Here is a 25,232-nt window from a genome sequence, read left to right on the forward strand (position 1 = left end):
TGAGACAGATGGAACCAATTTTTTTAACACCATACTTTAGACCCAAAATTTGGGGTGGCCGTAAGTTAAAGACTATTTTTAATTACGATATTCCTGAGGGCCAGATTGGTGAAGCATGGGTGATATCAGGCTATAAGGATGATGCTTCAACCGTTGAGACAGGTGATTTAAAAAGCAAGAGCTTACGGACAGTTTATCATGAACATCCTGAACTTTTTGGTAATCCCAAAAGTAAAGAATTTCCATTATTAGTAAAATTTTTGGATGCTAATGATAATCTTTCGGTACAGGTTCACCCTGACGATGAGTATGCTCGCAAAGTCGAAAATGATAGTGGCAAAACCGAAAGCTGGTATGTCTTACAAGCTGATCCAGGTTCTTACCTAATCTATGGTCATAACGCAAAATCACGCGCTGAATTAGCCGATATGATTAATAAAGGTGAATGGGATAAACTTCTTCGCAAAGTACCCGTTAAAAAAGGCGATTTCTTTTATGTACCTGCTGGAACAATTCATGCCCTAACAAAGGGGATTGTTGTTATTGAGACGCAGCAATCGAGTGATGTAACTTATCGTTTATATGATTATGACCGAGTAGATCAAAAAACTGGTCAAAAACGAGAGTTACACACGCAAAAGTCAATTGATGTTACAACGGTACCGCATGTTGACCCTAAGCTTAATGTTCAGGTTAAAAAAGAACAAGATGCTGTCATTAAAACTTTGGTTTGTCCGCCTGTTTCACCTCACTTTTACCTCTGGCAAATTACTCTAGATGGTAAATGGGAGACTGGCTTAAATGATAAACCTTATTTACTGGTAACAGTTATTGAGGGCTCAGGAAAGCTTGAAGTTAATTCGAAGATTTACGATTTAAATATAGGTACCAATTTGATTATTCCTAATCAGATGAAGAATTTTACATTCACTGGTAAAATGAAAATGGTTATTTCTGCACCAGGAAATGACGACTAATTTTTTCTGTTAAAAAGGGGAGACAGTATGATTTATATAGCTTGTGGGTCGATTATTTTAGTTGTGGGTATCTTATGGTTAATTAACCCACCTAAAAAACCTTGCCCATTTTATGGTTATTATTCATACTTAGCTCAGGTTAATAAAGCCAGTTTTAGATTTGCTCAAAAAAAGGCAAGCCTTTACTTTATTATTTTTGGCGGAATTCAGTTAGTATTAGGAATTGGGATTCATTCTTTAAATTGGGATCGCTATTTTTTGCTTTGGCTACTTACATTTTATCTTTTTCTTTTGTTTCCAATTATGGCGACAGAAAAAAGTTTGAAGCAGTTTTTGCTTGAACGTCATGAATTACCGCGCGATTACACGGATCCTGACAAAATAAAAAGGGTAAAAACTAAAGGATTTAGGGACCGAAAATGAAACCAGAAAAAAATTTGAGAATTTTAATGGTTGAGGATGATAAATCAGTTGCTGAAATGATGGACATGTTTATTAAAAAAGAAGGATGGACCATGGATGTGGCTACTGATGGTGATCAGGCTGTCAAAATGTTTGCCAAAAATCCTGACCAATATGATTTGATCACTTTAGATTTAAATTTGCCTAAAAAAGATGGTATTCAAGTTGCTAAAGAAGTTTGTGCCATCTCACCGACAATTCCAATTATTATGTTAACTGCCAGGAGTAGTGAGGCTGAACAGATCTTAGGACTGGGAGTTGGGGCAGATGATTATGTCTCAAAGCCATTTAGTCCGCTTGCCCTGATTGCTCGCATTAAAGCGTTGCAACGCAGGATTATGATTGAAGATAATCAAAGCAAGGCTATTTCGGAAAAACGTGACGAGACTTTTGATGTTGAAACCCAACATATGAAAATCTCGAAAAAAAGACGAGAAGTATTATTTGATAATAAAGAAGTCGACTACATTACTCCAAAAGAGTTTAATTTACTGTATACAATGGCCCAAAAGCCAAAACAAGTATTTTCACGTGGACAATTACTTGAATCTGTTTGGGGCTATGATTATTTTGGCGAAGAGAGAACCGTTGACGCCCACATTAAAAAACTAAGACAAAAGTTAGAAAAGGTTGGCGCTAATGTCATTCAAACCGTGTGGGGCGTCGGCTATAAATTTGATGATTCGCAGGTTTAAAGTTACGATATGAAATTAATTTATCAGCACATGCTCAGCTTTTTGCTGATTATTCTGACCACAGTAGCGATTATTGGGTATTCTGAAATTTTATATGTTACCAATCAATCTTATTCTCAAAATTACCAACGAATGGAAGATTATGCGTCTGCTCTGGGGTCACTTGCAACTACTGATAAGAAAAATGGCACTTATTTGCTCAATTCCGAATTTTTGCATCAACTAGAGTTTATTTTGCACGGAGATGATCTCCATATTCGCGTTTTTGATTCAAAAAGTAAGCAAATATACCCTAAGACTTCTGAAGATTTACATTTAGCCTCAGACGTTTTAGGAATTCTGAAACAAGGACAAGAAATTCGCATTAAAAATAACAATGATTCGCATACTTACTTAGGTCATACTAAAGATTCATGCACTGGCGTATTGGTTCCTTGGATTAGTGATCATCAGTTTATTGGTGCTGTATGGATTGGGGCACGTGTCAAAAATGTTGAGAAGCCCATTACGATGGCGAAACAAAACTTGCTCAATGCCTTAATCATTGCACTAATAGTCGGACTGGGGCTAAGTTTCGCTTTAGCATATTACACCACGAATAAAATTAAGCGCTTAACACGTGCTACGCAAAAAGTGGCTGCTGGCAATTTTGAAGTTCAATTAGAATACACTGGTCATGATGAAATTGATCAACTAGCTGCTAATTTTAATCAAATGGTCCGAACATTGAAACAATCAGATAACGAGATTAAAAAGCAGGAAAAAAGACGTGATCAATTTTTAGCTGATGCGGCTCACGAAATGCGCACACCACTGACAACAATTAATGGTATTCTAGAAGGATTACAGTATAATGCTATTCCTGAGGAGTCAAAACCGAAGTCAATTGAATTAATGCAGCGTGAAACCAAGCGCTTGATTAGATTAGTTAACGAAAATCTTGATTTTGAAAAAATCAGAAATAATCAGATTCTTTTGACTAAGACGGAATTTAACGCAACGCAGATCTTAAATGATGTGTCCATTCAACTTTCACATAATGCCGAAAAAGTACATGATAGAATCAAGGTTAGCGCTCCAAGTGACTTACCAATCTATGCCGATCAAGATCGTTTTACCCAAATAATCGTTAATCTCGTTCAGAATGCTATTCAATTTACTAAGAAGGGTAAAATCATGATTTGCGGTAAAAGAGTAGATCATGGAACAGAAATTAGTGTTAGTGATAACGGGATTGGAATGAGTGATGAGCAGATGAAATATATTTTTGAAAGATTTTTCAAGGCAGATCCTTCTCGTGTTCGTGACGGGTCGGGAGAATCAGGTCTTGGCTTGTCCATTGTTTCTTCACTCATTAAACAGCATGGTGGTAAGATTACGGTTAAGTCTCACCCAAATCAAGGAGCAATATTTACGATTACGATTTTTGATAAGGGTTACGAGCAATACATTACTGACTAACGAAAAAAGACGCTTTTGATTAAGGCGTCTTTTTTGTTTACTAATTTATCGTTTATAGTAGATTATTCGTTCTCAGTCGATTTATTCCAAACTTTAGCAGTTGCTGGAATTGAACCCAAATTGGTCATATCGTCTTTATCAACTACAATCATGTTGTTTGGACCTGTGGCAAGCTTATTGAAACTATCCAAACTCTGATTTTTAAAGTAGCCGTCACTGGCTGCAGCTAAGCTACTTTGCAATTTACTAATTCTGTATGCCTCAGCATCGGCTTCGGTTTTAACGGCCTCAGCTTTTGCTTTCGCCGTAGCAATTAAAGCATCGTTTTTAGCTTTTGTAGTCAACTCAATGTTTTTAGCTTCACCTTCAGCTTTTTCAATAGCAGCAATTTTTTCACGATCGGCGGTCAATTGCTTATCCATGGCTTTCTGAATTTCAGCACTTGGTAGCAACTCATCAATATTGACCCGTACAACCCGGATGCCATAAATATCGGTTAAATCACCGATAGCCTCAGATAATTGGGTATTAATTTTACTGGTTGATCCAAGGGCTTCATTTAAGTCCATTCGACCAATGATGTCACGCAGGTGCCCTCTAATTAGTTCTACCATTGATTTAACTGAATCAGTATTATTGTAAAAGTATTTATAAGAATCAGTTACCAAATAGTTTAAGGTTAAGCTGGTGGTAATCTCAGCATTATCTTTGGTAATGATAGAATATTTTGAAATTTCTGCCGGAAACATCGCTAAAGAAACGCGCCGCATTTTCTGAATAATTGGAATGATAACAACTAGACCGGCTTTAACGGTTCTAGAATACTTGCCCAGAGTCTCAATAAGTCCTTCGTTATTTTGCGGTACAACGCGAAAAGATGATAAAACAAGTAGAATAACCAGGATAGCAATTATTGCTTTAAACATAATTAAGGTAACCTCCATTCAAATTGAAATTTTTCTGATATCCTTAATTTTTAATTATAAAACTTTCTGCTTTTTTTACTAGGCTTATTTTTCTTTTCAACTAAGTGATTACCCGAAACCGAATCTGGAATATCCGTAATTTCTTCATGCCGGCCAGACAATTCGGCGGCATCTGTTTTGTACAAACTAGTAGTGGATTTATGGTGTTTAGTTATTAGGGCGGTTGAATGTCCTTTTAACTTTTCTCTTATTTCTTCCATTTGCTGAAAATTAGTTAAATAATCGAATTGTCCCGGATCGACCGGCTTGAAGCCAGTTGGGGTGTAAAAGCGCAAAAGATTATGATTGTTTAATAGGTCAGAATACTTAAGCGATAATTTACCTTTTTTGGCTAAAGCAGCAATCTCAATTTTTTCTTGTTGGGTAAAATTGATAATTTGCTTGCCAGATTGACGATCGTAAACAACACCTTTTTGCCCTTTGCCACCAATGATGACGTATTTTTGACTAACGATAGTGCCATTGCGGAAGACAATCCAAGGCTTATATTTGGGCGATAATAAGTCATTTCCGAATTGAACATAATGGCGATTAGAAATACCTAATAAATGAAGTAAAGTTGGTAATACATCAATTTCGCCGGCTACTTCGTGTTTAATTGCTCCCTTTATTTTAGGTGAATATATCATGAAGGGAACTCGCTGCATTTGGACATTATTATAACTATTCCAAGTATCTGAACTTTCTCCAACAATCGGAGCCAAGGTTTCATTTTCCGAATTGCTTAAACCATAATGATCACCATATATGACAACCATCGTATTTTTACTTAAGCCAGAACGATCTAAGTAGTTAAAAAATTCGCGGACGGCTTGATCAAGATAATGGGCAGTTTCAAAGTAATTATTAATTGATTTATCCGTCGTGTCAGCAGTTTTGAAAGATGGATCTAAGTCTTCTTCGTCCATATCAAAGGGAGTGTGATTAGTTACGGTAATAAACTTGGTATAAAATGGCTGCTGCATTCTTTCCAAGTACTTAACACTTTCCGCAAACATAATTTTGTCTTTAATACCATAACCGATTCGATCACTGCGGTCATAACTGAAGTAATTTTGATCAAAAAAGTAGTTATAGCCCATATTTTTGTAAACATCGTCACGATTCCAAAATGAGCCCACATTACCATGAAATACGGCAGAGGTGTAATTGCCGTGTTCACGTAAGATTTGTGGTGCGGCTTGAAAGGTATTAGAACTACCAAGGGCAGTAAATAAAGAGCCATCAGAAATACCGAAGGTACTGGTTTCAAGCATATTTTCCGCATCACTAGTCCGACCAATGCCAACTTGATGGTAGAAATTAGCGAAGCTAAGTGAATGCCGGTTATGATAGATTGAATTGAGAAATGGCGTGACTTCCTTGCCGTTAACCTTTAAATCAATTAAAAATTGCTGGAAGCTCTCTAAATGGATTACAATCACATTCTTGCCCTTGGCTACACCATAATATTGGGGATTAACCGGTAATTTGCTTTTTTTGGTATAAGCCAAAATTTTATTTAAATCGGCAGTGTTTGCGTTGCGGTTAACTTGCTCAGTTTGCTCGTTTTTTACGCCATCATAGATCGTAAACGTATTAATACCAAGGTATTTGACAATGTATGACCGATCAAAAGTTGTACCTAACAAGCGTGGCCGAGAAGATTCAGCCATGAACACGTTTAGTGACAAAACCACTGCACCAAAAGAAGTGATGGCAAACGGTGTTAGCAGGCCATAAGATTTTTGATCAATTTTAATTTTGCGTGCAATTAATAAGCCGATAATTACTATTAGATCAAGCCAAAGAAATAGATCGGAAAACTGTAAGAGGGCGACAGCACTTTTACCAAGTCCGGGTGCAACTTTACCGGCATTAGCGATTGTTTTTACCGTAATAAAGTCGGAAAATTGCCGATAATTAAGAATATTGGCAAAAAGCAAGCCGGTATCGGCAAAATCCATCAATAGCATCACACAATACGAAACTATTGGTTTAGGAAAATAAAATCCAATGCCGATTAACAAAATTGTCGTGCCAATCGGGCTCAACCACATAATAATATGTTGGTAAGGATCAGAAATGCCCAGGTTAAAATCGTGATATGCTGCGAAAATGTATTTCAGTGTGAATAACACCACTAAAAGGCAGAAAAAGCCTGTTCTTGTCTGAATGAACTTAATCAGATTCTTTTTTTTCAAAGTGAACTCTCCTTATTTAATTATTTTAAGATTTTCAGCAGTTTTAGACAATCTTTTCTGCATTGTTAGTCCTTTTTTAAGAATTAACTGGTCAAGATTGAGTATAATTTAAATGAATACTATTATGGGACTGAACAAAAATGATATTTTTAGGACCGCTATATAACCTAATTGCTCAAATGTATGCAACACAAATTAACCATTTTGCCTTGATCAAGTTAATTGTGCTAGCGTTTGATAAAACTATTTTTTACTTTTTAGTTTTTATGGTGCTGCGTTTGTTGTGGCTAATGGCGATAAGACGACGTCGAACAATCAAATCCGAAGCATCTGTGTGGCTGTTTGCATTTTACCTAATCTTAGTGTTAATGCTAACAACCTTTCGGGGAACATATTTTCCGTGGCAGCTTTCTTTTAACTTTCACCGGCCGTTAAGCGACATTAACTTGGTATTTATGAAAGAAACTTGGAAAATGTTTTATGCGCAAAGCCGCTTAGATTTTGTCTATAATTCTTTTGGTAATATTGTTTGTTTTCTGCCTTTTGGCTTTTTGGCACCATTTGTTTTTTCAAAAAAGCAAACATTTATCAGGGTATTACTAAGCGGAATGATGTTTTCGATATTTATAGAGGCAATGCAATTTTTACTAGCAACTGGCGTGAGTGATATTGACGATGTCTTTTTTAATAGTTGTGGTACAGCCTTGGGGTACCTGCTTTACTGGCTAGTGCAAAGAGTTCGGCAAAAGTTATAAAACTATTCAAAAAGCTCTGGTATTTATAAAATAAGATTGCTAAAATGGTTTTGTGAAATAGATATTTAATTCAATAAGGGGAGCGTATTGTATGAATTTAATTAAATTCGATAGCACTAAATTAACACCGTTTGTTCATGAAAATGAATTAGGCGAAATGCAGGCCATGGTTGACGCTGCGGCTAAGGAATTAAAAGACGGAACCGGTGCAGGTAGCGATTTCCTCGGCTGGGTTGATTTACCAGTTAATTATGATAAAGATGAATTCGACCGAATTAAAAAAGCTGCTAAGAAGATTCAAGACGATTCTGAGGTATTAATCTGTATTGGAATTGGTGGATCTTACCTTGGCGCACAAGCAGCAGTTGAATTCTTAAATGGTGCATTTTACGGAAAGGGCAAAGAAAAGTACCCTACAATTGTCTTTTGTGGTAACTCACTTTCTGGCTCATATCTTCATGATTTGATTGAATGGCTTGGTGACAAGGACTTTAGTGTCAATGTTATTTCTAAGTCAGGAACAACGACTGAACCAGCTGTTGCTTTCCGCATTTTCAAAGATAAGTTAATTCAAAAATATGGCAAAGAAGAAGCACAAAAACGCATTTTCGCTACAACTGACCGAGCAAAGGGTGCTTTGAAGACTGAAGCAGATGCTGAAGGATACGAAGAATTTGTTGTTCCTGATGATATCGGTGGTCGTTTTAGTGTCCTTTCAGCCGTAGGTTTATTGCCAATTGCTGTTTCTGGTGCTGACATTGATCAATTGATGAAGGGTGCAGCCGATGCTCGTAGTGATTATCAAGATACTGATGTTGCTAAGGCTACGCCATATCAATACGCTGCTTTGCGCAATATTTTATACCGTAAAGGTTACACGACAGAAATTGTTGAAAACTATGAACCAACATTAAGAATGTTTAGTGAATGGTGCAAACAATTGATGGGTGAATCTGAAGGTAAGGACAACAAGGGAATTTGGCCAGCAAGTGCTAACTTCACTACTGATCTGCACTCACTTGGACAATATATCCAAGAAGGACTTCGTAACTTATTTGAAACTGTTATTAGAGTCGAGAATCCTGCAAATGATGTTGAAATTCCAACAGATGACCGTAATTTAGATCAATTGAACTTCTTAGCAGGTAAGAGCCTCAATTTTGTTAATGACCGCGCATATGAAGGTGTAGTTTTAGCTCACACTGATGGTGGTGTCCCAGTGATGACTGTTAACATTCCAGATCAAACTGAGCATACCTTAGGCTACTTGATTTACTTCTTTGAATTAGCAATTTCAATCTCCGGCTATTTGAATGGTATTAATCCATTTAACCAACCTGGTGTTGAAGAGTACAAGCGCAACATGTTTGGTCTTTTAAACAAACCTGGTTATGAAGACTTACACGATGATCTTTCAGCTCGCTTTGAAAAAGAATAAGACTATTTATTTAAAAGCTAATTGCGTTTTTTGCGAAAAAGCAATAAAATAGTTTGAGTGTATTTACTAACATTATCTTTAATAGCATTGTTTTATCAATCATATTGAGAAATTAGGTAAATTGGAAAAACAAAATTAGTATAGTTCATCCTGTACATGTTAAATTATTGATATTTAGTCAATTATGGAAAGGGTAAAAGTTAATCGCTTTTTACTCTTTTTTTATTATTAAAGATAAGGAGTTTATTATGAAAGAGAAAACAGAAACGCCCAAACACGTTTTGGCAATCATTAGCTGTGCTTTAATGGCCTTTGTCTCTATTTTGACGGAAACTAGTTTAAATGTTACCTTTCCGACGTTAATGAAACAATTTCATATCGGCTTAGGGCTAGTGCAGTGGACAACTACAGGCTATTTGCTAATGATTGCTGTGATTATGGTTTCGAGTTCTTATTTGAATGACCGTTTTTCGGCTAGGCAGTTATTTTTAACTGCTGCCATAGCTTTTATTGGCGGCTCGCTTGTTGCCGGGTTTGCCCAAAATTTCTGGGTTTTACTAGCTGGTCGATTGATTTCATCAGTCGGGGCAGGTTTATCAATTCCATTAATGTTTAATCTGGTTGTTGAATTGATGCCACAAGAAAAGTGGGGCTTTTATATGGGCTTAACGGGCTTGGTCGTCATTTTGGCACCATCACTCGGCCCAACCTTTGGTGGAACAGTTGTATATTACTTTGGCTGGCCATTAATTTTTCATATTGTTTCCGGTATCGCTTTGTTGGTGTTATTACTTGGATTTTTTACGGTTGAACAGTATCATGAAAAAAAGCATCCAAGTTTTGACTGGTTAAGTTACGGTGTTATTGCGGCAGCAATGGTCATCTTTAATATTGGCTTTAACCGCATTAGCAATGGCTTAACTGATCTTGGGTTTTGGCTTAGTATGATTGTGGTCGCAATTCTGGTGTTCATTTTTATTAAATTATCTAAGACGAGCGATAAGAAGCTCATTAATTTAGCTATTTTCAAGAATAAACCATTCATCTTTGCGATGATCTCATACTTGTTATTACAGTTTATTAATATTGGCACAAGTTTTGTTTTACCTAACTACGTTCAGATCGTTAATCATGCTAGTTCTTTGGTCGGCGGCTTGGTCTTATTACCTGGCTGTATTTTAAGTGGTATCTTGAATCCTTGGTTTGGCCATATTTATGATGAAAAAGGCCCAAAGATTCCATTTTTGACGGGAACATTGTTCTGCTTCAGTGCCAGCTTATTATTTACCATTTTTGGCCTAAAAATTTCTACGCTTTTAGTCGGTGTTTTTTACGGCATTATGATTATTGGTCGGCAAATGGCCTTTAACAATACAATGGCGGAGGTTTCGAAACTGCAACCAGATGAACTGCATACTGATGCAACCGCGGTATTTCAAACAGGGCAACAATATGCTGGTTCAATGGGCACGACAGTGATGGCAACAATTATTTCAGCTTGGCAAAAAAGGCCGGGTAATTATGCCGTGTTAACTGCTCAAGGTAGTCAGGTAGCTTTTTTGGTCATGACTGTCATTAGTGTAATTATTTTTCTTAGCTATTTAAATTTATTTAGATTAGAAGCGCAAAAGTAGAATAAATTCCTATTTTTAATTATTAAAGTCTTACCGTAAGGTAAGGCTTTTTTTTACTTGTTATTCTTAACTTGGGAAGAGAAGATAAATATGGTTAAATTGAGTAAGCGCTTAAAAAGGACGTGATTATTATGAGAGCCAAGTATCGGGTATTAGCTAAAGTTAAGAAAATGTTGCAAGAACAAGAAATGGTTACCACTCAGGAAGTTGCCTCGGCAATGAAACTGTCGCGAGGTGTGGTAAGCTTGTACCTTTCGCAGCTTTATCAGGAAAATTTATTGCAAAAACGGGGAACAAAGCCTGTTTATTGGTTAGACTTGCCTAAAAACTCAACATTTAGTGACTTAATTGGTGCCAATGGTAGTCTTAAAAAAGTTGTAAAGGAGTGTAAGGCAGCTGTTAATTACCCTCCAAATGGTTTTCCAATCATTATTACTGGTCCATCAGGATCTGGCAAAAGCTATTTGGCCTCTTTAATTTTTAGGTATGCTCAGGAAGTTGGTGTAATTTCTTCGAATGCAAATTTCGTGGCATTAAATTGTGCCGATTATGCTGATAACCCTGAACTACTGTCTGCAGTTCTGTTTGGCTACAAAAAGGGAGCTTTTACCGGTGCTGATGAGGATCGCACTGGTTTAATTGATCAGGCTAATAATGGCTATTTGTTTTTAGATGAAGTTCATCGCTTACCGCGTGAAAGTCAGGAAAAACTTTTTATTTTACTTGATTCGGGTAATTTTTATCCTTTAGGTGAGAGTGAGCATGTCAAGCACGTTAATATTCGTTTTTTGTTTGCCACTACTGAAAAAATTGAAACTAATCTTTTAAAGACTTTTCGTCGACGCGTTCCTTTGCAAGTAACATTACCTTCTTGGACAAGCAGGCCAATAAGCGAAAAATGTTCATTAATTGAGTATTTTTTTCAAAAAGAAAGTTCCCGAATTGACTGTTCTATCCGAGTTTCTTACGGTACTATCACTAATTTACTTAATTCTCAATTTATCGGCAATGTTGGCTCACTTGAAAACAAAATTAAACTAATGTGTGCAGAAAGTTATCATCGTGATAATACATTTTTAACTTTAAATATTGGTACGGATAGTGATATCAAAAAAGGTAGTTGGTTAATTAAAAGTAGTCAAACTAAAAAGATATTGCAGTATTCATCTTCTTTTTGTCAGACATTATTAAGCACTTTAATAAACACATTGCGAAAAAATGAGGAGCAAAAGCATTCTCTTACTGATCAATCATTAACCATTACACAATTTCTTCGCGATTTACAACAAAATGTCGCACACTTGGCTGTTGATGAAGATTATACCAATTATCTTGTTAGAGAACTTAAGACGACTTTAAAAATTGTTGGGGCAAAATATGGTTTCACCTCGTACTTGAAAGATTCAAAAATAAAGCAAGCCTCAGCTTTAATAGCACTTATGCAGGAAAATACTACTATATCTGAACTAGCAGCCATTGATGCATTAATTAAACGCCGTTATCCACGTACAATTTATTTATGTAAACAAGTTCAGCAAAGGTTATCTTTCAACATATCCTCCACTTTAGTAGATATTATCCTTTTATATACTGTCTTTGATGACATAGCCGCTCATCTTGAACACCAAAATCTACTGGGGATTATGGTTTGTCATGGTGGCAGAATTGCTTCTGATATTTGTTCAATTGTTAATGATATATGCCAAAGTTATATTTTTGAGGCTTTTGATATGCCTTTGGAAGTCTCAAATAAGCAAATTGTTACCCAAGTTAACCACTACCTTAAACAACAAAATCGTGGTTACGAAGGCACAATTCTTTTGTTTGATATGGGTTCCCTAAGTAAGTTATACCAACAAGTTAAACCACTGCTTAATAATGATTTATTGGTAATTAACAACTTGACGACATCAATTGCGCTTGATTTAGGAATGAAAATTCAACACAATGAAAGTTTCAAGAAAATAGCCGCCGAAGCAGAAAAGTATCCTAAAACCATGAATGTTCAATACTATGAAGGAATTTCACCACAAGCTAATATCATCGTCTCCTGTATGTCTGGTGTGGGACTATCTGAAGAGGTAAAAAGGATTCTAAAAAAGCACCTGAACACTAAAATAGCTATTATCACAATGGATTATCATGATTTGAAATTAGCTCTTAAGAGCCATGAGAATTCTTATTTTGCTAATACTAAATTTATTCTGACCACTAATGATTTGCCAAAACAGAACTCAACTGAAGTTTTAAACATATATAACATAATGGATAGAAATGGTGATCGAAGGCTGCGACTACTACTAAAAAGTTTGGGTGAAAAGCCGGAAACTATCAATAATTTGTTAACTTCGTTTTTAAGATTTTTTACAATTGGCGGAATTAAGGGAAGGCTGCGTTTCCTGAATCCGGACAAAGTCATACCTGAGATTCAGGGAATTGTCACTAAGTTTGAAAATTATTATCATCTTGACTTAAGTAACAAATTTAAACTAAGCCTATATATGCATATAGCTCTCATGCTTGAGCGACTAATGCTAAAAAAAGATGATGCCTCAGAAATTAAAAGTAAAGCTATTACAAGTAATGAAAAAGAATTTTATCAAGTTGCTAAAAAAATTTTTCATCCAATTGAGGTCAAATACAATATTACGGTTAATGACTATGAATTGTCTCTAATCTTTGAGCTTTTTAAGGCAAATTCAAGATATAAAAATGCTTAAGAAAGTGCTTAAAAAAGGCACTTTATTTTTTTATGCTTGAAAGAAATCATTTAAATGAAAGGCTTTCTAACTGTTGGCACAATATTTGCTTTAAAGAAAATGATAGAAATTGGAGGTGAAAAAATGCGTAAATTTATTTTAGTAAGTCATGGCACTTTAGCCGATGGAGTAAAAAATTCCGTTGAAATGATAAGCGGAAAACAAAAAAATTTAATCTCTTTTAGTATGAAAGAAGGGCAAGGACCGGTTGATCTTAAGCAAAAAATAAAGTCTGTACTTAACGAAAACAAAAGGTATGAGATTGTTCTTATTTCTGATTTTCCGGGAGGCAGTGTTAACACGCTGTTAATGGAGTTTTTGCAATATCAAAATGTGTATTTAGTCTCGGGGATGAATTCGATGCTTGTACTCAGCATGATCTTAAACCAGGCAGATATTGCAACATGCATAAAGGCAGGAATTAAAGCCGGCAAAGCAACAATTAAGCAAATTAAAATTGAACAGAATGAACAGGAGGATGATTTCTTTGATTAGTCTTTTACGAGTAGATGATCGGTTAATTCACGGTCAAGTGGCAGTTGTTTGGAGCAGATATTTGGGCGTTAATCGGATTGTTGTAGCAAATGACGAGATACTAAATAATGAGGTACAAATAATGGCGCTGAAAATGTCAGTTCCAGAAGGCATAAAACCCTTTTTCGTTAGTATCGATAAAGCCATCGGGCTATTAAATAATCCTAAAGCTGATAAATTAAAGATCATGGTTGTAGTAAACAAGCCACAAGATGCTTTAAAAATCGCACAAAAAGTACCTAATATTCCGCTAATAAATTTAGGTAATTATGGCAGAGTTGGCAGTGAAAATATGTCTGAGAAAAAGCAGCTTAGTAAAAATATTTTTGTAACGGCAAAAGATAAGCAGATTTTGCAAGAATTGCTTGCTACCAAAATAAAAATCAATGTCCAACCAGTACCAACTGATCCGGACATTCAATTAGTAGATTTAATTTGACGAGGGAGGTAAAAAATGTTTGTTCCAGCGTTATGGGTTGCATTAATCATGTTCATTGGAAATTTTTCTGATTGTGGGATGTCCGATCCGATGATTCGAAGACCTTTAGTAATGTCAATGCTAGTCGGACTGGCACTTGGTGATTTAAAAACCGGCATTATGATGGGTGCTTCTTTGGAGATTATTTTTTTGGGTATAAGCGGAATCGGTGGAGCAATGCCATCTGATTCCATGACGGGTGCCATTTTTGGTACTGCATTTGCTATTTTAAATCATCAAGGAGTTGCAGTAGCACTATCTTTGGCTGTCCCAATTAGTTTATTAGCCGTTTTTGTTAATCAATTAGTAATATTTATTCGTGGGTTATTATTAACTTTTTTTGAAAAATATGCTGAAACTGACCGAAGTAAAGCAATTGAACACTTGCAATATTTGAGTATTATTGGTGGTCCGCTGGTTTATGCACTCATTGGCTTTTTAGGTATTTATTTAGGTTCAAGCTCGATTTCTACATTAGTACATGCAATTCCAGAAGTGGTAATGAATGGCCTAACGGTTTTAGGTCAAATGCTACCCGCACTTGGAATCGCTCTTCTCCTTAATATGATTTACGAAAAAGGTAACATGATTTATCTTTTATTAGGCTTCTTATTAGCTTGTTATTTAAAGCTACCAATTATTGCGGTTGCTCTAATTGGGATTATTCTTGCCGTTATCTTGTCATCAATCGATAAGAGCATTTTAGACGTAAAAAACATGAAAACGGTAGAGCAGCCGAAGGATTTACCAAGTAATGAGGATTCGATTGAGGAGGATTTTTTCAATGACTAAGCAAAAAACGATTACGGCAAGTAAGCAGTTAATGGATAAAAAAACTTTTCGAAAAATTTTTTGGCGCTCTTTCTTGCTTCAAGGTTCATGGAATTACATTAATGGTGCCGGAGTTGGTGCTTTGTATATGATATTACCATTTATAAGAAAGTTATATCCTAATCCTGAAGATAAAAATGAACGAATTTCTGCTTTAAAGAGAGGACTGGCATATTTTAATATTACGCCAGCAATTGCACCATTTCCGATGGGAATAGCTGCAAGTATGGAAGAACAAAATAAAGAAATTTCTGATTTTGATCCAAGTTCAATTAATGCTGTTAAAGCGAGTCTAATGGGGCCATTATCCGGTATTGGTGACTCACTTTTCTGGGGAACCATTAGGGTTATTGCTGCTGGAATAGGTATTAGTTTAGCCAAAGCAGGCAACATATTAGGTCCTATTCTATTTCTAGTTATTTATAATGTTCCCAATTTATTAGCACGCTATTATGGCTTGAAGTATGGTTATGAACTTGGGGGTGAATTCATTCAAAAAGCATACGCTAATGGATTAATGAAGATCATTACTAAAGCCGCCGGAATTTTAGGAATGATTATGGTTGGTGCAATGACTTTTAGTACGGTTACCTTAAAAACAATCTTAAAATTTAAAATGGGCAGCATGACCTTTAATTTACAACAAATACTAGATCAAATAATGTTGGGTATAATTCCTTTAACGGTAACGCTAGGAACATTTTGGCTAATTAGAAAAAAGGTTAGCGCGAATAAAATCATTCTGTTAATGGTTATTCTTTCTTTTGCCTTAAGTGCATTAAAGATATTTTGATCAGTGAGGATTGAGTAATGGAAAAATATTTATTTAGGCCTGACAATTGTTTTTTTGGTGACTGTATGCCTTTTTACAATAGTCAAGAAGGCTTGTTTTATCTTTACTTTCAAAAAGATACTCGAAATCCTGTTCCTTTTGGCGATCCTTTTGGGTGGGAGCTTGCAACAACTAGCGATTTTGTTAACTATCAACGCTATGGTGAGGTGCTGAAAAGAGGCACAGAAACAGCAAATGACCAATTTATTTATGCTGGTAGTGTTTATGAAGATTTAAAAGGGAAAATACAGGCTATTTATACTGGCTTTAACCGTAATTTTATTGAGCAAGATAAGCCTTCTCAAGTTTTAATGCGTGCTTCTAGCAATGACGGAATAAACTGGCAAAAAAATGGAATCGCTATAGACTTAATACCGCAGCCGGGATACGACTCTAATAACTGGCGTGATCCTAATTTAGTTTGGGACGAAGAAAGAGAAGAATATTTTTTAATTCTTGGAACAAGGCTTAAGACAAATGAAAAAGAAAAAAGTGGCCGTTTAGTTTATTATGTTTCCAAAGATGGAAAGAAATGGTCTTTTAAAGGTGATTTTTGGGCACCAAACTTATATACAATGATTGAAATGCCACAGCTATTTAAAGAAAAGAATTGGTGGTATCTGGTATACTCTGAATATGATTTAGAAAAAACGACCCATTATGCGATGAGTAAAAATATTATGGGACCCTGGACAATACCGGCACAAGACACATTTAATGGTAGGGCTTATTATGCTGCTAGGACTGCATCTAACGGAATCGAGCGGTTTCTTTTTGGCTGGGTACCATCAAAAGAAGCAGGAAAAGACGGAAATAATTATTTATGGGGTGGTACCTTTTTACCACTAAGAGTGCTCATAAGTGAAAATGGAGAACTAAAAACCGCACTACCCACGGCTTTAAAATTAGCAGTGAAGGATCAGCTTAAATTTATTCCACAAGAAATCAGTACGCCATATAAAAGAAGTGAAATTAGTTATCATAAAAGATTATCCGGTAGGAGCTATTTGTTAACAAATAAAATTAAATATAAAAAGGGAACGAGAAGCTTTTCCGTCATTTTTTTTGAAAATCCTCAGACTAAGGTTGGTTATGAGTTTAATATTGACTTCAATAAACAAGAATTAAGCGTCCGCCGTACACCTAATTTGCACTGGTATCAGATGATGAATATTGGGCTTACTAGGCAAGTAAACTTAAAGCCTGATACGCAATACCAATTCTCAGTATTAATCGATGAAACTGTAGCAGTGTTTGAAATTGCGGGTGTTTGCTTAAGTTGTCGAATAGAAAAATGTGATACCAATTCATTATCTCTTGCTGTAGTAGATGGAACAGTAGAAGTAGCTTAAAAATAAAATTGACTATCTAACAATAAAAAACCTGAATTTTGATTGCATTGGAACAAAATTCAGGTTTTTGTTTTCTACCATGTTTGAACTATGAAAAGAGTAATATTAATAAATTATTAATTAATTTATTTACTTTTTCATTTTTAATGTTAAAATATTTAACTATATTTATTTTTAGGAGGAAGAATCATGCAAGAAGTCATTACTAACCAAGATTTGTTGAAAGTCATTTTGAAAGGTAAGGTACATGTAAAGGCAAGAGCAAAAAGTAAAGGAGTATTCTCATGGCAGATGCAACTAACAGCAAATTAACCGTTAAAACCTTTTTTAACAATATTCTAGCAGGAACTGCTACTGGCATTATTGTCGGCTTAATTCCGAACGCCGTAGTGAGTGCCATTTTAAAATTATTTGGTCAAAATCAAGTTACAGCAGGAATAGGTCAGGCACTTTTGATTTTTCAATGTGCCACCCCTTTATTAATTGGTGCCCTCATTGCTATTCAATTCAAGATGGCGCCTTTAGATGTAGCGATAGTTGCGGCAGCAGCTTATGTCGGTTCTGGTGTAACCAAATTTGTTCCTCAGATTGTCAATCCAGCAACCAAAGCTCCTGGTGTATTTATTTCCGCAGGAACAGGGGATTTAATTAACACAATGATTACAGCTGGTTTGGCTACCAGCCTGATCTTACTCGTTGGCAACCGTTTTGGTTCGGTTAAAATCGTTGCAGCCCCAATTCTAATCGGTGGGGGTGCTGGCTGGATTGGCCTGTTGATATTACCGTACGTAAGTAAAATTACGACGTGGTTAGGGACTGTTATTAATTCCTTTACTAATTTACAACCAATTTTTATGTGTATCTTAATTGCTTGCATGTTTGCAATTTTAATTATTTCTCCTATTTCAACTGTAGCAATTGGAATGGCTATTCAATTAAATGGTCTTTCAGCTGGGGCTGCAGCGATGGGTGTGGCCGCAACAACGATCGTCTTAGTTGTTCACTCATGGCGGACAAATAAATCCGGTATTACCTTAGCAGTGGCTCTGGGGGCTATGAAAATGATGATGCCTAATTTATTTAGACATCCGATTATTTTGCTGCCAACCCTAATAACCGCAATTGTTTCGGCCATTCCGGTAGCCTTATTCCATGTTAGCGGAACCCCGGCATCAGCTGGTTTTGGTTTAGTCGGATTAGTTGGTCCGCTTGCTTCAATCGATGCAGGCAAGGCCAGCATTAGCGTCATTCTAGCATTAGTAGTTTGGATTGTTATTCCGGCTGTGGTAGCAATTATTTGCCGCTTTGTTTTTGAAAAAATCTTTCATGTATATGATGAAAAAATTGTTTTCGCATACTTAGGTGAATAAGGCTATTGTCGAAGTTTATACCAAAATAAAAGGATCCAGCCTCAAGTTAAAGAGGTTGAATCCTTTTTTGTTTGTTTAAGTTTTTTCAATTTAAAAGGGTCGATTAAGCTACTTAAATTCTTCCCAAGCAGATTCTATTTGGTCATAGTTTAGGGCTGAGGTATCTGGAAATAGTAGTTTTGCTTCACTCAACTCATTTTTAGCACCAACGCCAACTGAAAGTGCACCGGCTTTATTAATTGCTTTAATACCGGCAATTGAATCTTCAATTCCAACACAGTCTTTAGGATCGACATTGATTGCAGATGCTGCTGCTAGGAAAATATCCGGAGCAGGTTTACCCGCTGCCACTTTGCTTGGATCAGCAATTGCATCAAAAACAGAATTTAATTGTAGTTTCTCTAAGATATAAGGGCCATTAAGGCTGGCTGAAGCTAGTGATAATTTAACATCATGTTGTTTAAATTGGGAGATTAAATCAGATATTCCTGGAAGAATATTTTGTGGTGTTAAACTGGCAAGTAATTCACGAAAGACTTTATTCTTTTCGTCAGTCATTTCTTGAAAATCCGCATCACTAACTTTGATATCGAGATAGTTTAAGATTGCTGTTAAGGAGTCTTTACGACTAACTCCTTTAGTTTGCTTTTCTAATTCGTCAGGCAAATCGCGGTTAAAATGATCTTTAATTAATTTGCGCCATGCCTGAAAGTGGTAAACAGAGGTATCGGCAATTACGCCGTCAAGATCAAACAGTACGCCTTTCATTTAAGAACTTCCTTTCACTTGCTAATGGTGTTTGTACCATGATTTCTTTGATTTTTGCAAAATCATCATCTGAAATATTAATAAATGGGAGCATTACGTTCATCTCGGTTAAAGAACTACCACTAAAAGTTTCCAGATTCTTAGGATCTTTCAAAAAGCCAAATACGTCATTGATTGGTTCTAATTTTTCAACTAATTCCTGGTCAGCCATAATTTGCTTGGCGGGCATTGCTAAATTGTAATATTCAATGTAACTAGTTACTGGTTGGTAGCTAATAGTGTATTTTCCGCCGGTAAGGGTCAATGGTAGGCTTTCACTCACGCCATTGACTTGCACTTGTCCGTTAGTCCGAGGCAATTTAACCGTTACAGTTTGTCCAAATGGAATAGTTAAGTTAATTTCAATCGTATGTTTTTCGTCTTTTTCAAGTTGATATTCAATTTGCAGGTCACCATATGAGCTTTCATAATGGCCCTGAACATGTTTAAGACGATAATCAAATTGTGGTGCAAACTCGACTTTTTGGTAGCCGTTTTCTTGATGATGAAGACCGAGAACTTGCTGATAAACCCACTGCATGATTGCTCCGATAGAGTAATGATTTAATGAATTCATTCCTTCAGGGTTCATTGAACCGTCAGGTAAAACTGAGTTCCAACGTTCCCAAATGGTAGTAGCTCCAAGGTTAACGGCATAAAGCCAACTTGGAAAATCTTCGTTTAAGAAAATTTGGGTAGCTAATTTATGCTCACCGTTTTCTGACAATACTTGACAAATTAATGGGGTACCCACGAAACCAGTCTTTAGATGATTATTATCCTTACCAAGGCGTGTCACTAAATCACTCACGACACGCTTTTTCTGTTCTTCAGGAATTAAGTCAAAGCGCAGTGCTAATGCATAAGCGGTTTGGGTGTCAATTGCTAGGCGCCCGTTGTTCGTGATATATTCAGCTCTAATAGCCTGCTTGATAGCTTTAGCCTGTTCAGCGTATTTTGCTGCATCTTCTTGATGACCTAAAACTTTAGCAGCGGCAGAAACGATTGAACTTGAATAGTAGTAGTAAACGGAGGCAATGAAGTCTTCATCAGTTTTACCGGTAGGCATTGCCGGATTTTCACCATCAAGTGATAACCAATCACCAAACTGGAAACATCCTGTCCAAAGATTTGGCGTTGAAGTCGATTGACTAATCCAGTCAACCCAAGCCTTCATACTGGAATAGTTTTGCCTTAAAATTGCTGGATCACCGTATGCTTCATAAACTGTCCACGGAATGACGGTTGCAGCATCACCCCAAATAGCGGCTCCACCACTGTCATTACCCATTGCTGGGGCATACATAGTGAGCATGCCATCGTGATTGTTTTGCTCAATTTGCATGTCACGGGCATACTTCTTAAAGAATGCGTATGCATCCATGTTTAAGACAGCAGTACTTGAAAAAATGTCTGCGTCTCCAGACCATCCAAGACGTTCATCACGCTGCGGACAATCTGTTGGTACATCAAAGAAGTTGCTCTTTTGACTCCACATTACGTTAGCCAACAGGCGATTAACCTTGGCATTATCTGTCTTAATAGCACCGGTAGTTTTCATGTCTGAATAGATCACTGCTGACCTAAAATCTTCCTTAGTTAGTGGTTTAGTATTGCCAGTAACTTTGACATAGCGGTAGCCGTAATAAGTGAAGTGGGGACGAACCCATTTTTGTTCACCATTTGAAGTATAGTGGAATGCTGCCCGAGCCTCTCTCAAATTGTCACGGTAAAAATTACCATTTTGCAGAATTTCGCCAACCTGTAATTTAAGTGTAGTGCCGCTATTTTCCCGGTTAAAGAATTCTGGCCATCCAGCATGATTTTGACCAAAATCTAAGACCGTTTCACCAGCAGGTGTCGTAATTATTTCTTTAACTGGAAGGTATTCGTTAACTTTAAGAGGTAAGCTCAAACGATCATGTAGAATTTCTTTAGAATGATCGAGTACGGTTACCGGCTCCCAGTCAGCTATTACATGAGTATCATCATAATCCTCACCATAATAGATAGCCGACTTAGTGATTTTACCGGAAGTAGTTTTCCAGGAGGAATCACTTAAAATTGTTTCTGTTGAATTATCATCGTATTGAACATGTAATTCGGCAATAGCCATTTGGCGATCGCCGTAGATATTGTCTTGGCCGCCATCAAAACCAAAATTGCCTTTATACCAACCATCACCAAGTGAAATTAATAATTCTTGGTCAGAGGATTTTTGAAGAAGTCTGGTTACGTCATAAGTCTGCACTTGAACCAATTGGTCATAGGCGGTTACACCGGGGGCCAATATTTCATTGCCAACTTTTTCCTTATTCAGGTAGGCTTCATAAACTCCTAGACCGGTCATGTAAAGACGAGCACTTTTTACCGGCTTTGTTAACGCAAAGTTCTTTAAAAGCAAAGTATTTTGAAGATCTTTATTAGAATTGCCAATCCAACTTGCAGTGAATGGCTCAGCCATTTTACCCGTTTCAAAGAAACTATTTTTACTGCTTTCATCGTTAGCATTTTTTACCGAAACGGTTAATTCATAGCGCGTTCTAGGCTGCAAGTTAATCGCAAAATCAAAAAAGTTATTCTTGTAATCTTGCCAGTCTGAATCGTAAATTTCTTGATCAGCTTTAACTACGACTCTTTTCTTTGTGTCTTGCATAGCGGCAGAACTAGTAAGATTAAAGTCAACCCGTAAATGATTATCTAAATCATAACCAAGTGGTTCGGTTAAATGATTAATTGTAATCTGATTAATTTCAATCATGATTTTACTCTCTTTCTATAGACGGGTATCGAAACGACCGCAGAAAGGATCTACTGGGTTTTTACCGAGAAATTCTTCTTGACCCATCATTTTCTTTAATAAAGCATCAATAGTAACATCGTTGCCAGTATATGCATTGACGTAAGTTGAAACCATTGGGATATCAAAGAGGTGGTAAGGGTTGCAAGTGGAAACAAAGACAGTTGGGATGTCCTTCATGAACCACGGTGCATCTGCGGCCATTAAATGAATCCAATCTAATCTAGTGGTGGTTTGGTTACTTGCTGTTTCAACGTTGGCAACGTAAAAGGCAAGGTCAAAGCGATCTTTTTCAAATTGGACGCCACCTTCAAAAACTTCTTGGAAGTCTAAGTGCTTTCGGTCAAAGACGGAAACCTGGAATCCTTTTTCCTCAAGTTTTTCTTTAAACTTGGCAGTTACTTTACCACCTTCTTTAAAGCCACCATCATCCGTATCGCCTAAAACGACAAGACGAACTCGTGGATATTTCTTCGGTGTTATTGGCAGTAATTGATCACGATCCTTAACAAGTGTTACTGATTCTTCAGCAACCTTAGCAGCAAGTTTTTCGTGTTCTGCTAGCTTTAAGTCGAAATTACTTGACGAAGGTTCACAAAGTTCACCTGCGGTATTCATTACGCCTTGTGCTACCTTAGTTGCGATAATTCTCGTAACAGCCTCATCAACGCGTGACATTGGAATAGTTCCGTTAGCTACGGCATCAGTAATAAATTGATAATCTTCGTCAATGTCTTTATTAAAGAGAATCATGTCAATACCGGCATTGATTGTTGCAGGTAAGGCTTCTGAGCGCTTCATGATTGCGTTATAACCAATCATTGGCGTTGCGTCAGTAATGGTTAGGCCATTGAAGTTCAAAACTTTCCGAAGTAAGCCGTTAATTAAAAGCTTAGAAGTTGAAGCTGGTCGTAAATCTTTATCTTCAATTCCTGGTTCAAGTCGGCGTTCCCAAGCAGGCTGCATAATATGAGCAATCATGATACTTGGTAAACCATTATCAATTAAGTGATGATAAATTTCTCCGTAGCATTTCATCCATTCATCAGCCGAAAGCGAATTAATCGAACTTAATAAGTGCTGGTCACGTTCATCGACACCATCACCAGGGAAGTGCTTGGCAACAGGAATAACGTGGTTAGCATTTAGTCCAGCAATTTGAGCATCAGACATTCTAATTACTCGTTCTTTATCACTCCCATAAGTCCGGACATTCATAATTGGATTACGGAAGTTTTGGTCCAAGTCGACGATCGGTGCAAATGACATGTTGCCACCAACTTGTTTTGCTTCGTAACCGGAGACATCTCCTAAGTTATAAGCGTTTTGAGCATCATCAGTTGCAGCAATCTGTAATGGGCGGCCAAACCATGTACCGCCGTTAACAAGTCCATTACCACCGGCTTCAAGGTTAGCTGCGATTAAAAGGGGAATGTCACTTGCCTTTTGTGAAGTTGCAATTTCGTGTTGCAGTTTTTTGGCATCATCAGGACGGTACATAATTCCGCCTGGTTGATATTTTTCGACAAATGCTTTCAAGTCCGTGTTTTCTTCGTCTTCACCGATAACAAAGAAAAGTTGACCGATTTTGGCATCGGTTGACATGCTTGCTACTTTTTGCTTGACAAAGTCAATTTGCGCAGCAGACAAGTTATAAGGTTTTTTAGATAGGTCTGTCATATTTTTCCTCCGTGTGCTATAAATATAAATTGATTTAAGATTTATTCTAATCTAGCGTTAGCGGTTTCGCTATTGCCAAAAGTCATAAATATTGTGTTGATTTCACAGATTTTATTTTTAAACAGAGATTAAAGTTTAAATAAACAGCACACTACCAACAAAAGAAAGGAGTAAGCAGTTTGAAAGAAGAAATATTGCGTCTATTGCAAAAAAATAATTCACCCCGAAATTGGTCGGATGTTCTCGCTACGGTTGAAAAAAACGGTAATCTAACAAAAAAAGTCGGACAAATTGGGGATGAACCAATCTATCGTTTTTTTGACACTTATTCGGATGACCTAACACTTAACAGCAGTTCTATTTCAATTGCAGCACAACCGACCAAGTCTTTTATTCCGTATCATATTCATGATTATGTTGAAATAATGATCCCATTAATTGAAGACTGTGTGGTGGTATTAGAGCATTCCGAAATTAAAGTTAAACAAAACAACTTAATTTTTATGGGAAATAGAACTATTCATAAAGTTAAGCCAATAAGTAAAAAAGGAGTGGTTGTTAACATTGCATTACGAAGTTCAGCCTTTTCTTTAAATGAGCTTGACTATTTAAACCACCGCGAAAATGGTTCTAACATTTCCAATATTTTATTTTCCCTTTTATCCAATGAGGAATATGGTGAGGGACGTTATAGCCTATTTGAGGTTAACCATGATGCTAAGATCACTAATTTGATCTATGACATTATTTCAGAATATTACCACCCTGATATTCAGTCCGATCAGTTAATTCGGTTGGAAATGCTCACGTTATTTTCACTGCTAATTAGACAAGCGGCTAATGCTGAAATCAAGGTGAAGGATTTTCGCAAGAAAAACAATAACTTACTGTCACTTCTTTTATATATTGAAAAACACTACAGTAACATTACATTGCAAAAGATGGCCACCCACTTTGGCTTTAATCCCAATTATTTATCCGACTATCTAAAAAAGCATACTGGTAAGACTTTTATTCAGTTAGTGCATTTACAGCGAATCAATGTTGCAGCTGAATACTTAACTTATACGACAGCGCCAATTGAAAGGATTGCAACTAGGGTAGGTTATGAAAATCCTTCGTATTTTTACAAAATTTTCAAAAAGTATTTTGGGATTTCACCAGCTGAATACCGTCAAAAAAATAGTTAAAAATATGA

The 25,232-nt window shown here is 36.5% G+C and carries 21 protein-coding genes; 16 read left to right on the forward strand and 5 right to left on the reverse strand.

Annotation, left to right across the window (positions count from 1 at the left end):
• The first annotated feature begins 8 nt into the window (after positions 1-8).
• The 4 genes from manA to J3U69_RS01590 are packed head-to-tail and all read left to right on the forward strand — an operon-like array spanning position 9 to position 3,595.
• The gene (manA, locus tag J3U69_RS01575; RefSeq protein WP_267412816.1) at positions 9-977 is read left to right on the forward strand and encodes a mannose-6-phosphate isomerase, class I; all 969 of its coding nucleotides are present in this window, start codon (positions 9-11) and stop codon (positions 975-977) included.
• A gap of 27 nt (positions 978-1,004) precedes the next feature.
• On the forward strand, positions 1,005-1,400 hold the full coding sequence (locus J3U69_RS01580) for an SdpI family protein (RefSeq protein ID WP_103752187.1): 396 nt from the start codon (positions 1,005-1,007) through the stop codon (positions 1,398-1,400).
• The gene (locus J3U69_RS01585; RefSeq protein WP_258566334.1) at positions 1,397-2,134 is read left to right on the forward strand and encodes a response regulator transcription factor; all 738 of its coding nucleotides are present in this window, start codon (positions 1,397-1,399) and stop codon (positions 2,132-2,134) included. The genes J3U69_RS01580 and J3U69_RS01585 overlap by 4 nt, the downstream gene beginning before the upstream one ends.
• Positions 2,135-2,143: 9 nt before the next feature.
• Entirely contained in the window at positions 2,144-3,595 is a 1,452-nt protein-coding gene (locus J3U69_RS01590; protein ID WP_267412817.1) for a sensor histidine kinase, read from the forward strand.
• 62 nt (positions 3,596-3,657) lie between these two features.
• Here the strand turns inward: J3U69_RS01590 and J3U69_RS01595 are convergent, their stop codons facing one another.
• Together J3U69_RS01595 and J3U69_RS01600 are read right to left on the reverse strand one after the other, a co-directional pair.
• Positions 3,658-4,521 (reverse strand): SPFH domain-containing protein, encoded by an 864-nt coding sequence (locus tag J3U69_RS01595; protein WP_258567364.1) that lies wholly within the window; start codon positions 4,519-4,521, stop codon positions 3,658-3,660.
• 50 nt (positions 4,522-4,571) lie between these two features.
• Positions 4,572-6,764, reverse strand: coding sequence for an LTA synthase family protein (locus tag J3U69_RS01600; protein ID WP_267412818.1), 2,193 nt, complete (start codon positions 6,762-6,764; stop codon positions 4,572-4,574).
• Between the two features lie 140 nt (positions 6,765-6,904).
• Between J3U69_RS01600 and J3U69_RS01605 the strand changes: the two genes are divergently transcribed.
• From J3U69_RS01605 to J3U69_RS01655, 11 genes are all read left to right on the forward strand, one after another.
• A complete protein-coding gene (locus J3U69_RS01605) occupies positions 6,905-7,519 on the forward strand; it encodes a VanZ family protein (protein WP_103752192.1) in 615 nt (204 codons plus the stop codon).
• 91 nt (positions 7,520-7,610) lie between these two features.
• Positions 7,611-8,957, forward strand: coding sequence for a glucose-6-phosphate isomerase (locus J3U69_RS01610; RefSeq protein ID WP_267412819.1), 1,347 nt, complete (start codon positions 7,611-7,613; stop codon positions 8,955-8,957).
• Between the two features lie 248 nt (positions 8,958-9,205).
• The gene (locus J3U69_RS01615; protein ID WP_267412820.1) at positions 9,206-10,591 is read left to right on the forward strand and encodes an MFS transporter; all 1,386 of its coding nucleotides are present in this window, start codon (positions 9,206-9,208) and stop codon (positions 10,589-10,591) included.
• A 131-nt stretch (positions 10,592-10,722) separates the two neighbouring features.
• Positions 10,723-13,311: a sigma 54-interacting transcriptional regulator gene (locus J3U69_RS01620; RefSeq protein ID WP_267412821.1), complete on the forward strand. Its 2,589-nt coding sequence runs from the start codon at positions 10,723-10,725 to the stop codon at positions 13,309-13,311.
• A 123-nt stretch (positions 13,312-13,434) separates the two neighbouring features.
• Positions 13,435-13,845: a PTS sugar transporter subunit IIA gene (locus J3U69_RS01625; RefSeq protein WP_267412823.1), complete on the forward strand. Its 411-nt coding sequence runs from the start codon at positions 13,435-13,437 to the stop codon at positions 13,843-13,845.
• Positions 13,838-14,323, forward strand: a complete 486-nt coding sequence (locus tag J3U69_RS01630) for a PTS system mannose/fructose/N-acetylgalactosamine-transporter subunit IIB (protein ID WP_267412824.1) — start codon at positions 13,838-13,840, stop codon at positions 14,321-14,323. Before J3U69_RS01625 ends, J3U69_RS01630 begins: the two co-directional genes overlap by 8 nt.
• A gap of 15 nt (positions 14,324-14,338) precedes the next feature.
• Complete coding sequence (locus tag J3U69_RS01635) at positions 14,339-15,154, forward strand: PTS mannose/fructose/sorbose/N-acetylgalactosamine transporter subunit IIC (RefSeq protein ID WP_267412825.1); 816 nt, start codon at positions 14,339-14,341, stop codon at positions 15,152-15,154.
• A complete protein-coding gene (locus tag J3U69_RS01640) occupies positions 15,147-15,986 on the forward strand; it encodes a PTS system mannose/fructose/sorbose family transporter subunit IID (protein WP_267412826.1) in 840 nt (279 codons plus the stop codon). The genes J3U69_RS01635 and J3U69_RS01640 overlap by 8 nt, the downstream gene beginning before the upstream one ends.
• Positions 15,987-16,003: 17 nt before the next feature.
• Complete coding sequence (locus J3U69_RS01645; protein ID WP_267412827.1) at positions 16,004-17,377, forward strand: family 43 glycosylhydrolase; 1,374 nt, start codon at positions 16,004-16,006, stop codon at positions 17,375-17,377.
• A 189-nt stretch (positions 17,378-17,566) separates the two neighbouring features.
• Positions 17,567-17,689: a hypothetical protein gene (locus tag J3U69_RS01650; RefSeq protein ID WP_267412828.1), complete on the forward strand. Its 123-nt coding sequence runs from the start codon at positions 17,567-17,569 to the stop codon at positions 17,687-17,689.
• Positions 17,662-18,747, forward strand: coding sequence for a PTS sugar transporter subunit IIC (locus tag J3U69_RS01655; protein ID WP_220221024.1), 1,086 nt, complete (start codon positions 17,662-17,664; stop codon positions 18,745-18,747). The genes J3U69_RS01650 and J3U69_RS01655 overlap by 28 nt, the downstream gene beginning before the upstream one ends.
• Before the next feature lie 108 nt (positions 18,748-18,855).
• On the opposite strand, the gene pgmB is transcribed toward J3U69_RS01655, so the two are convergent.
• The 3 genes from pgmB to J3U69_RS01670 are packed head-to-tail and all read right to left on the reverse strand — an operon-like array spanning position 18,856 to position 24,034.
• Entirely contained in the window at positions 18,856-19,515 is a 660-nt protein-coding gene (gene pgmB, locus J3U69_RS01660; protein ID WP_103752196.1) for a beta-phosphoglucomutase, read from the reverse strand.
• On the reverse strand, positions 19,496-22,312 hold the full coding sequence (locus J3U69_RS01665) for an alpha-L-rhamnosidase (protein WP_267412867.1): 2,817 nt from the start codon (positions 22,310-22,312) through the stop codon (positions 19,496-19,498). Before J3U69_RS01665 ends, pgmB begins: the two co-directional genes overlap by 20 nt.
• 18 nt (positions 22,313-22,330) lie before the next feature.
• Entirely contained in the window at positions 22,331-24,034 is a 1,704-nt protein-coding gene (locus J3U69_RS01670) for a glycoside hydrolase family 3 protein (protein WP_267412829.1), read from the reverse strand.
• Between the two features lie 179 nt (positions 24,035-24,213).
• Between J3U69_RS01670 and J3U69_RS01675 the strand changes: the two genes are divergently transcribed.
• A complete protein-coding gene (locus tag J3U69_RS01675) occupies positions 24,214-25,224 on the forward strand; it encodes an AraC family transcriptional regulator (RefSeq protein ID WP_267412830.1) in 1,011 nt (336 codons plus the stop codon).
• The last annotated feature ends 8 nt before the right edge of the window (positions 25,225-25,232 follow it).

Source organism: Lactobacillus sp. B4026 (assembly GCF_026535825.1).
Taxonomy (GTDB): Bacteria; Bacillota; Bacilli; order Lactobacillales; family Lactobacillaceae; genus Lactobacillus; species Lactobacillus panisapium.

Bases quoted from the DNA above. Each gene is read 5' to 3' on its own strand.
- J3U69_RS01640 (WP_267412826.1), top strand. From the start codon at position 15,147: ATGACTAAGCAAAAAACGATTACGGCAAGTAAGCAGTTAATGGATAAA.
- J3U69_RS01625 (WP_267412823.1), top strand. From the start codon at position 13,435: ATGCGTAAATTTATTTTAGTAAGTCATGGCACTTTAGCCGATGGAGTA.
- J3U69_RS01605 (WP_103752192.1), top strand. From the start codon at position 6,905: ATGATATTTTTAGGACCGCTATATAACCTAATTGCTCAAATGTATGCA.
- J3U69_RS01620 (WP_267412821.1), top strand. From the start codon at position 10,723: ATGAGAGCCAAGTATCGGGTATTAGCTAAAGTTAAGAAAATGTTGCAA.
- manA (WP_267412816.1), top strand. From the start codon at position 9: ATGGAACCAATTTTTTTAACACCATACTTTAGACCCAAAATTTGGGGT.
- J3U69_RS01580 (WP_103752187.1), top strand. From the start codon at position 1,005: ATGATTTATATAGCTTGTGGGTCGATTATTTTAGTTGTGGGTATCTTA.
- J3U69_RS01655 (WP_220221024.1), top strand. From the start codon at position 17,662: ATGGCAGATGCAACTAACAGCAAATTAACCGTTAAAACCTTTTTTAAC.
- J3U69_RS01635 (WP_267412825.1), top strand. From the start codon at position 14,339: ATGTTTGTTCCAGCGTTATGGGTTGCATTAATCATGTTCATTGGAAAT.
- J3U69_RS01595 (WP_258567364.1), bottom strand. From the start codon at position 4,521: ATGTTTAAAGCAATAATTGCTATCCTGGTTATTCTACTTGTTTTATCA.
- J3U69_RS01650 (WP_267412828.1), top strand. From the start codon at position 17,567: ATGCAAGAAGTCATTACTAACCAAGATTTGTTGAAAGTCATTTTGAAA.
- J3U69_RS01610 (WP_267412819.1), top strand. From the start codon at position 7,611: ATGAATTTAATTAAATTCGATAGCACTAAATTAACACCGTTTGTTCAT.
- J3U69_RS01645 (WP_267412827.1), top strand. From the start codon at position 16,004: ATGGAAAAATATTTATTTAGGCCTGACAATTGTTTTTTTGGTGACTGT.
- pgmB (WP_103752196.1), bottom strand. From the start codon at position 19,515: ATGAAAGGCGTACTGTTTGATCTTGACGGCGTAATTGCCGATACCTCT.
- J3U69_RS01670 (WP_267412829.1), bottom strand. From the start codon at position 24,034: ATGACAGACCTATCTAAAAAACCTTATAACTTGTCTGCTGCGCAAATT.
- J3U69_RS01590 (WP_267412817.1), top strand. From the start codon at position 2,144: ATGAAATTAATTTATCAGCACATGCTCAGCTTTTTGCTGATTATTCTG.
- J3U69_RS01615 (WP_267412820.1), top strand. From the start codon at position 9,206: ATGAAAGAGAAAACAGAAACGCCCAAACACGTTTTGGCAATCATTAGC.
- J3U69_RS01585 (WP_258566334.1), top strand. From the start codon at position 1,397: ATGAAACCAGAAAAAAATTTGAGAATTTTAATGGTTGAGGATGATAAA.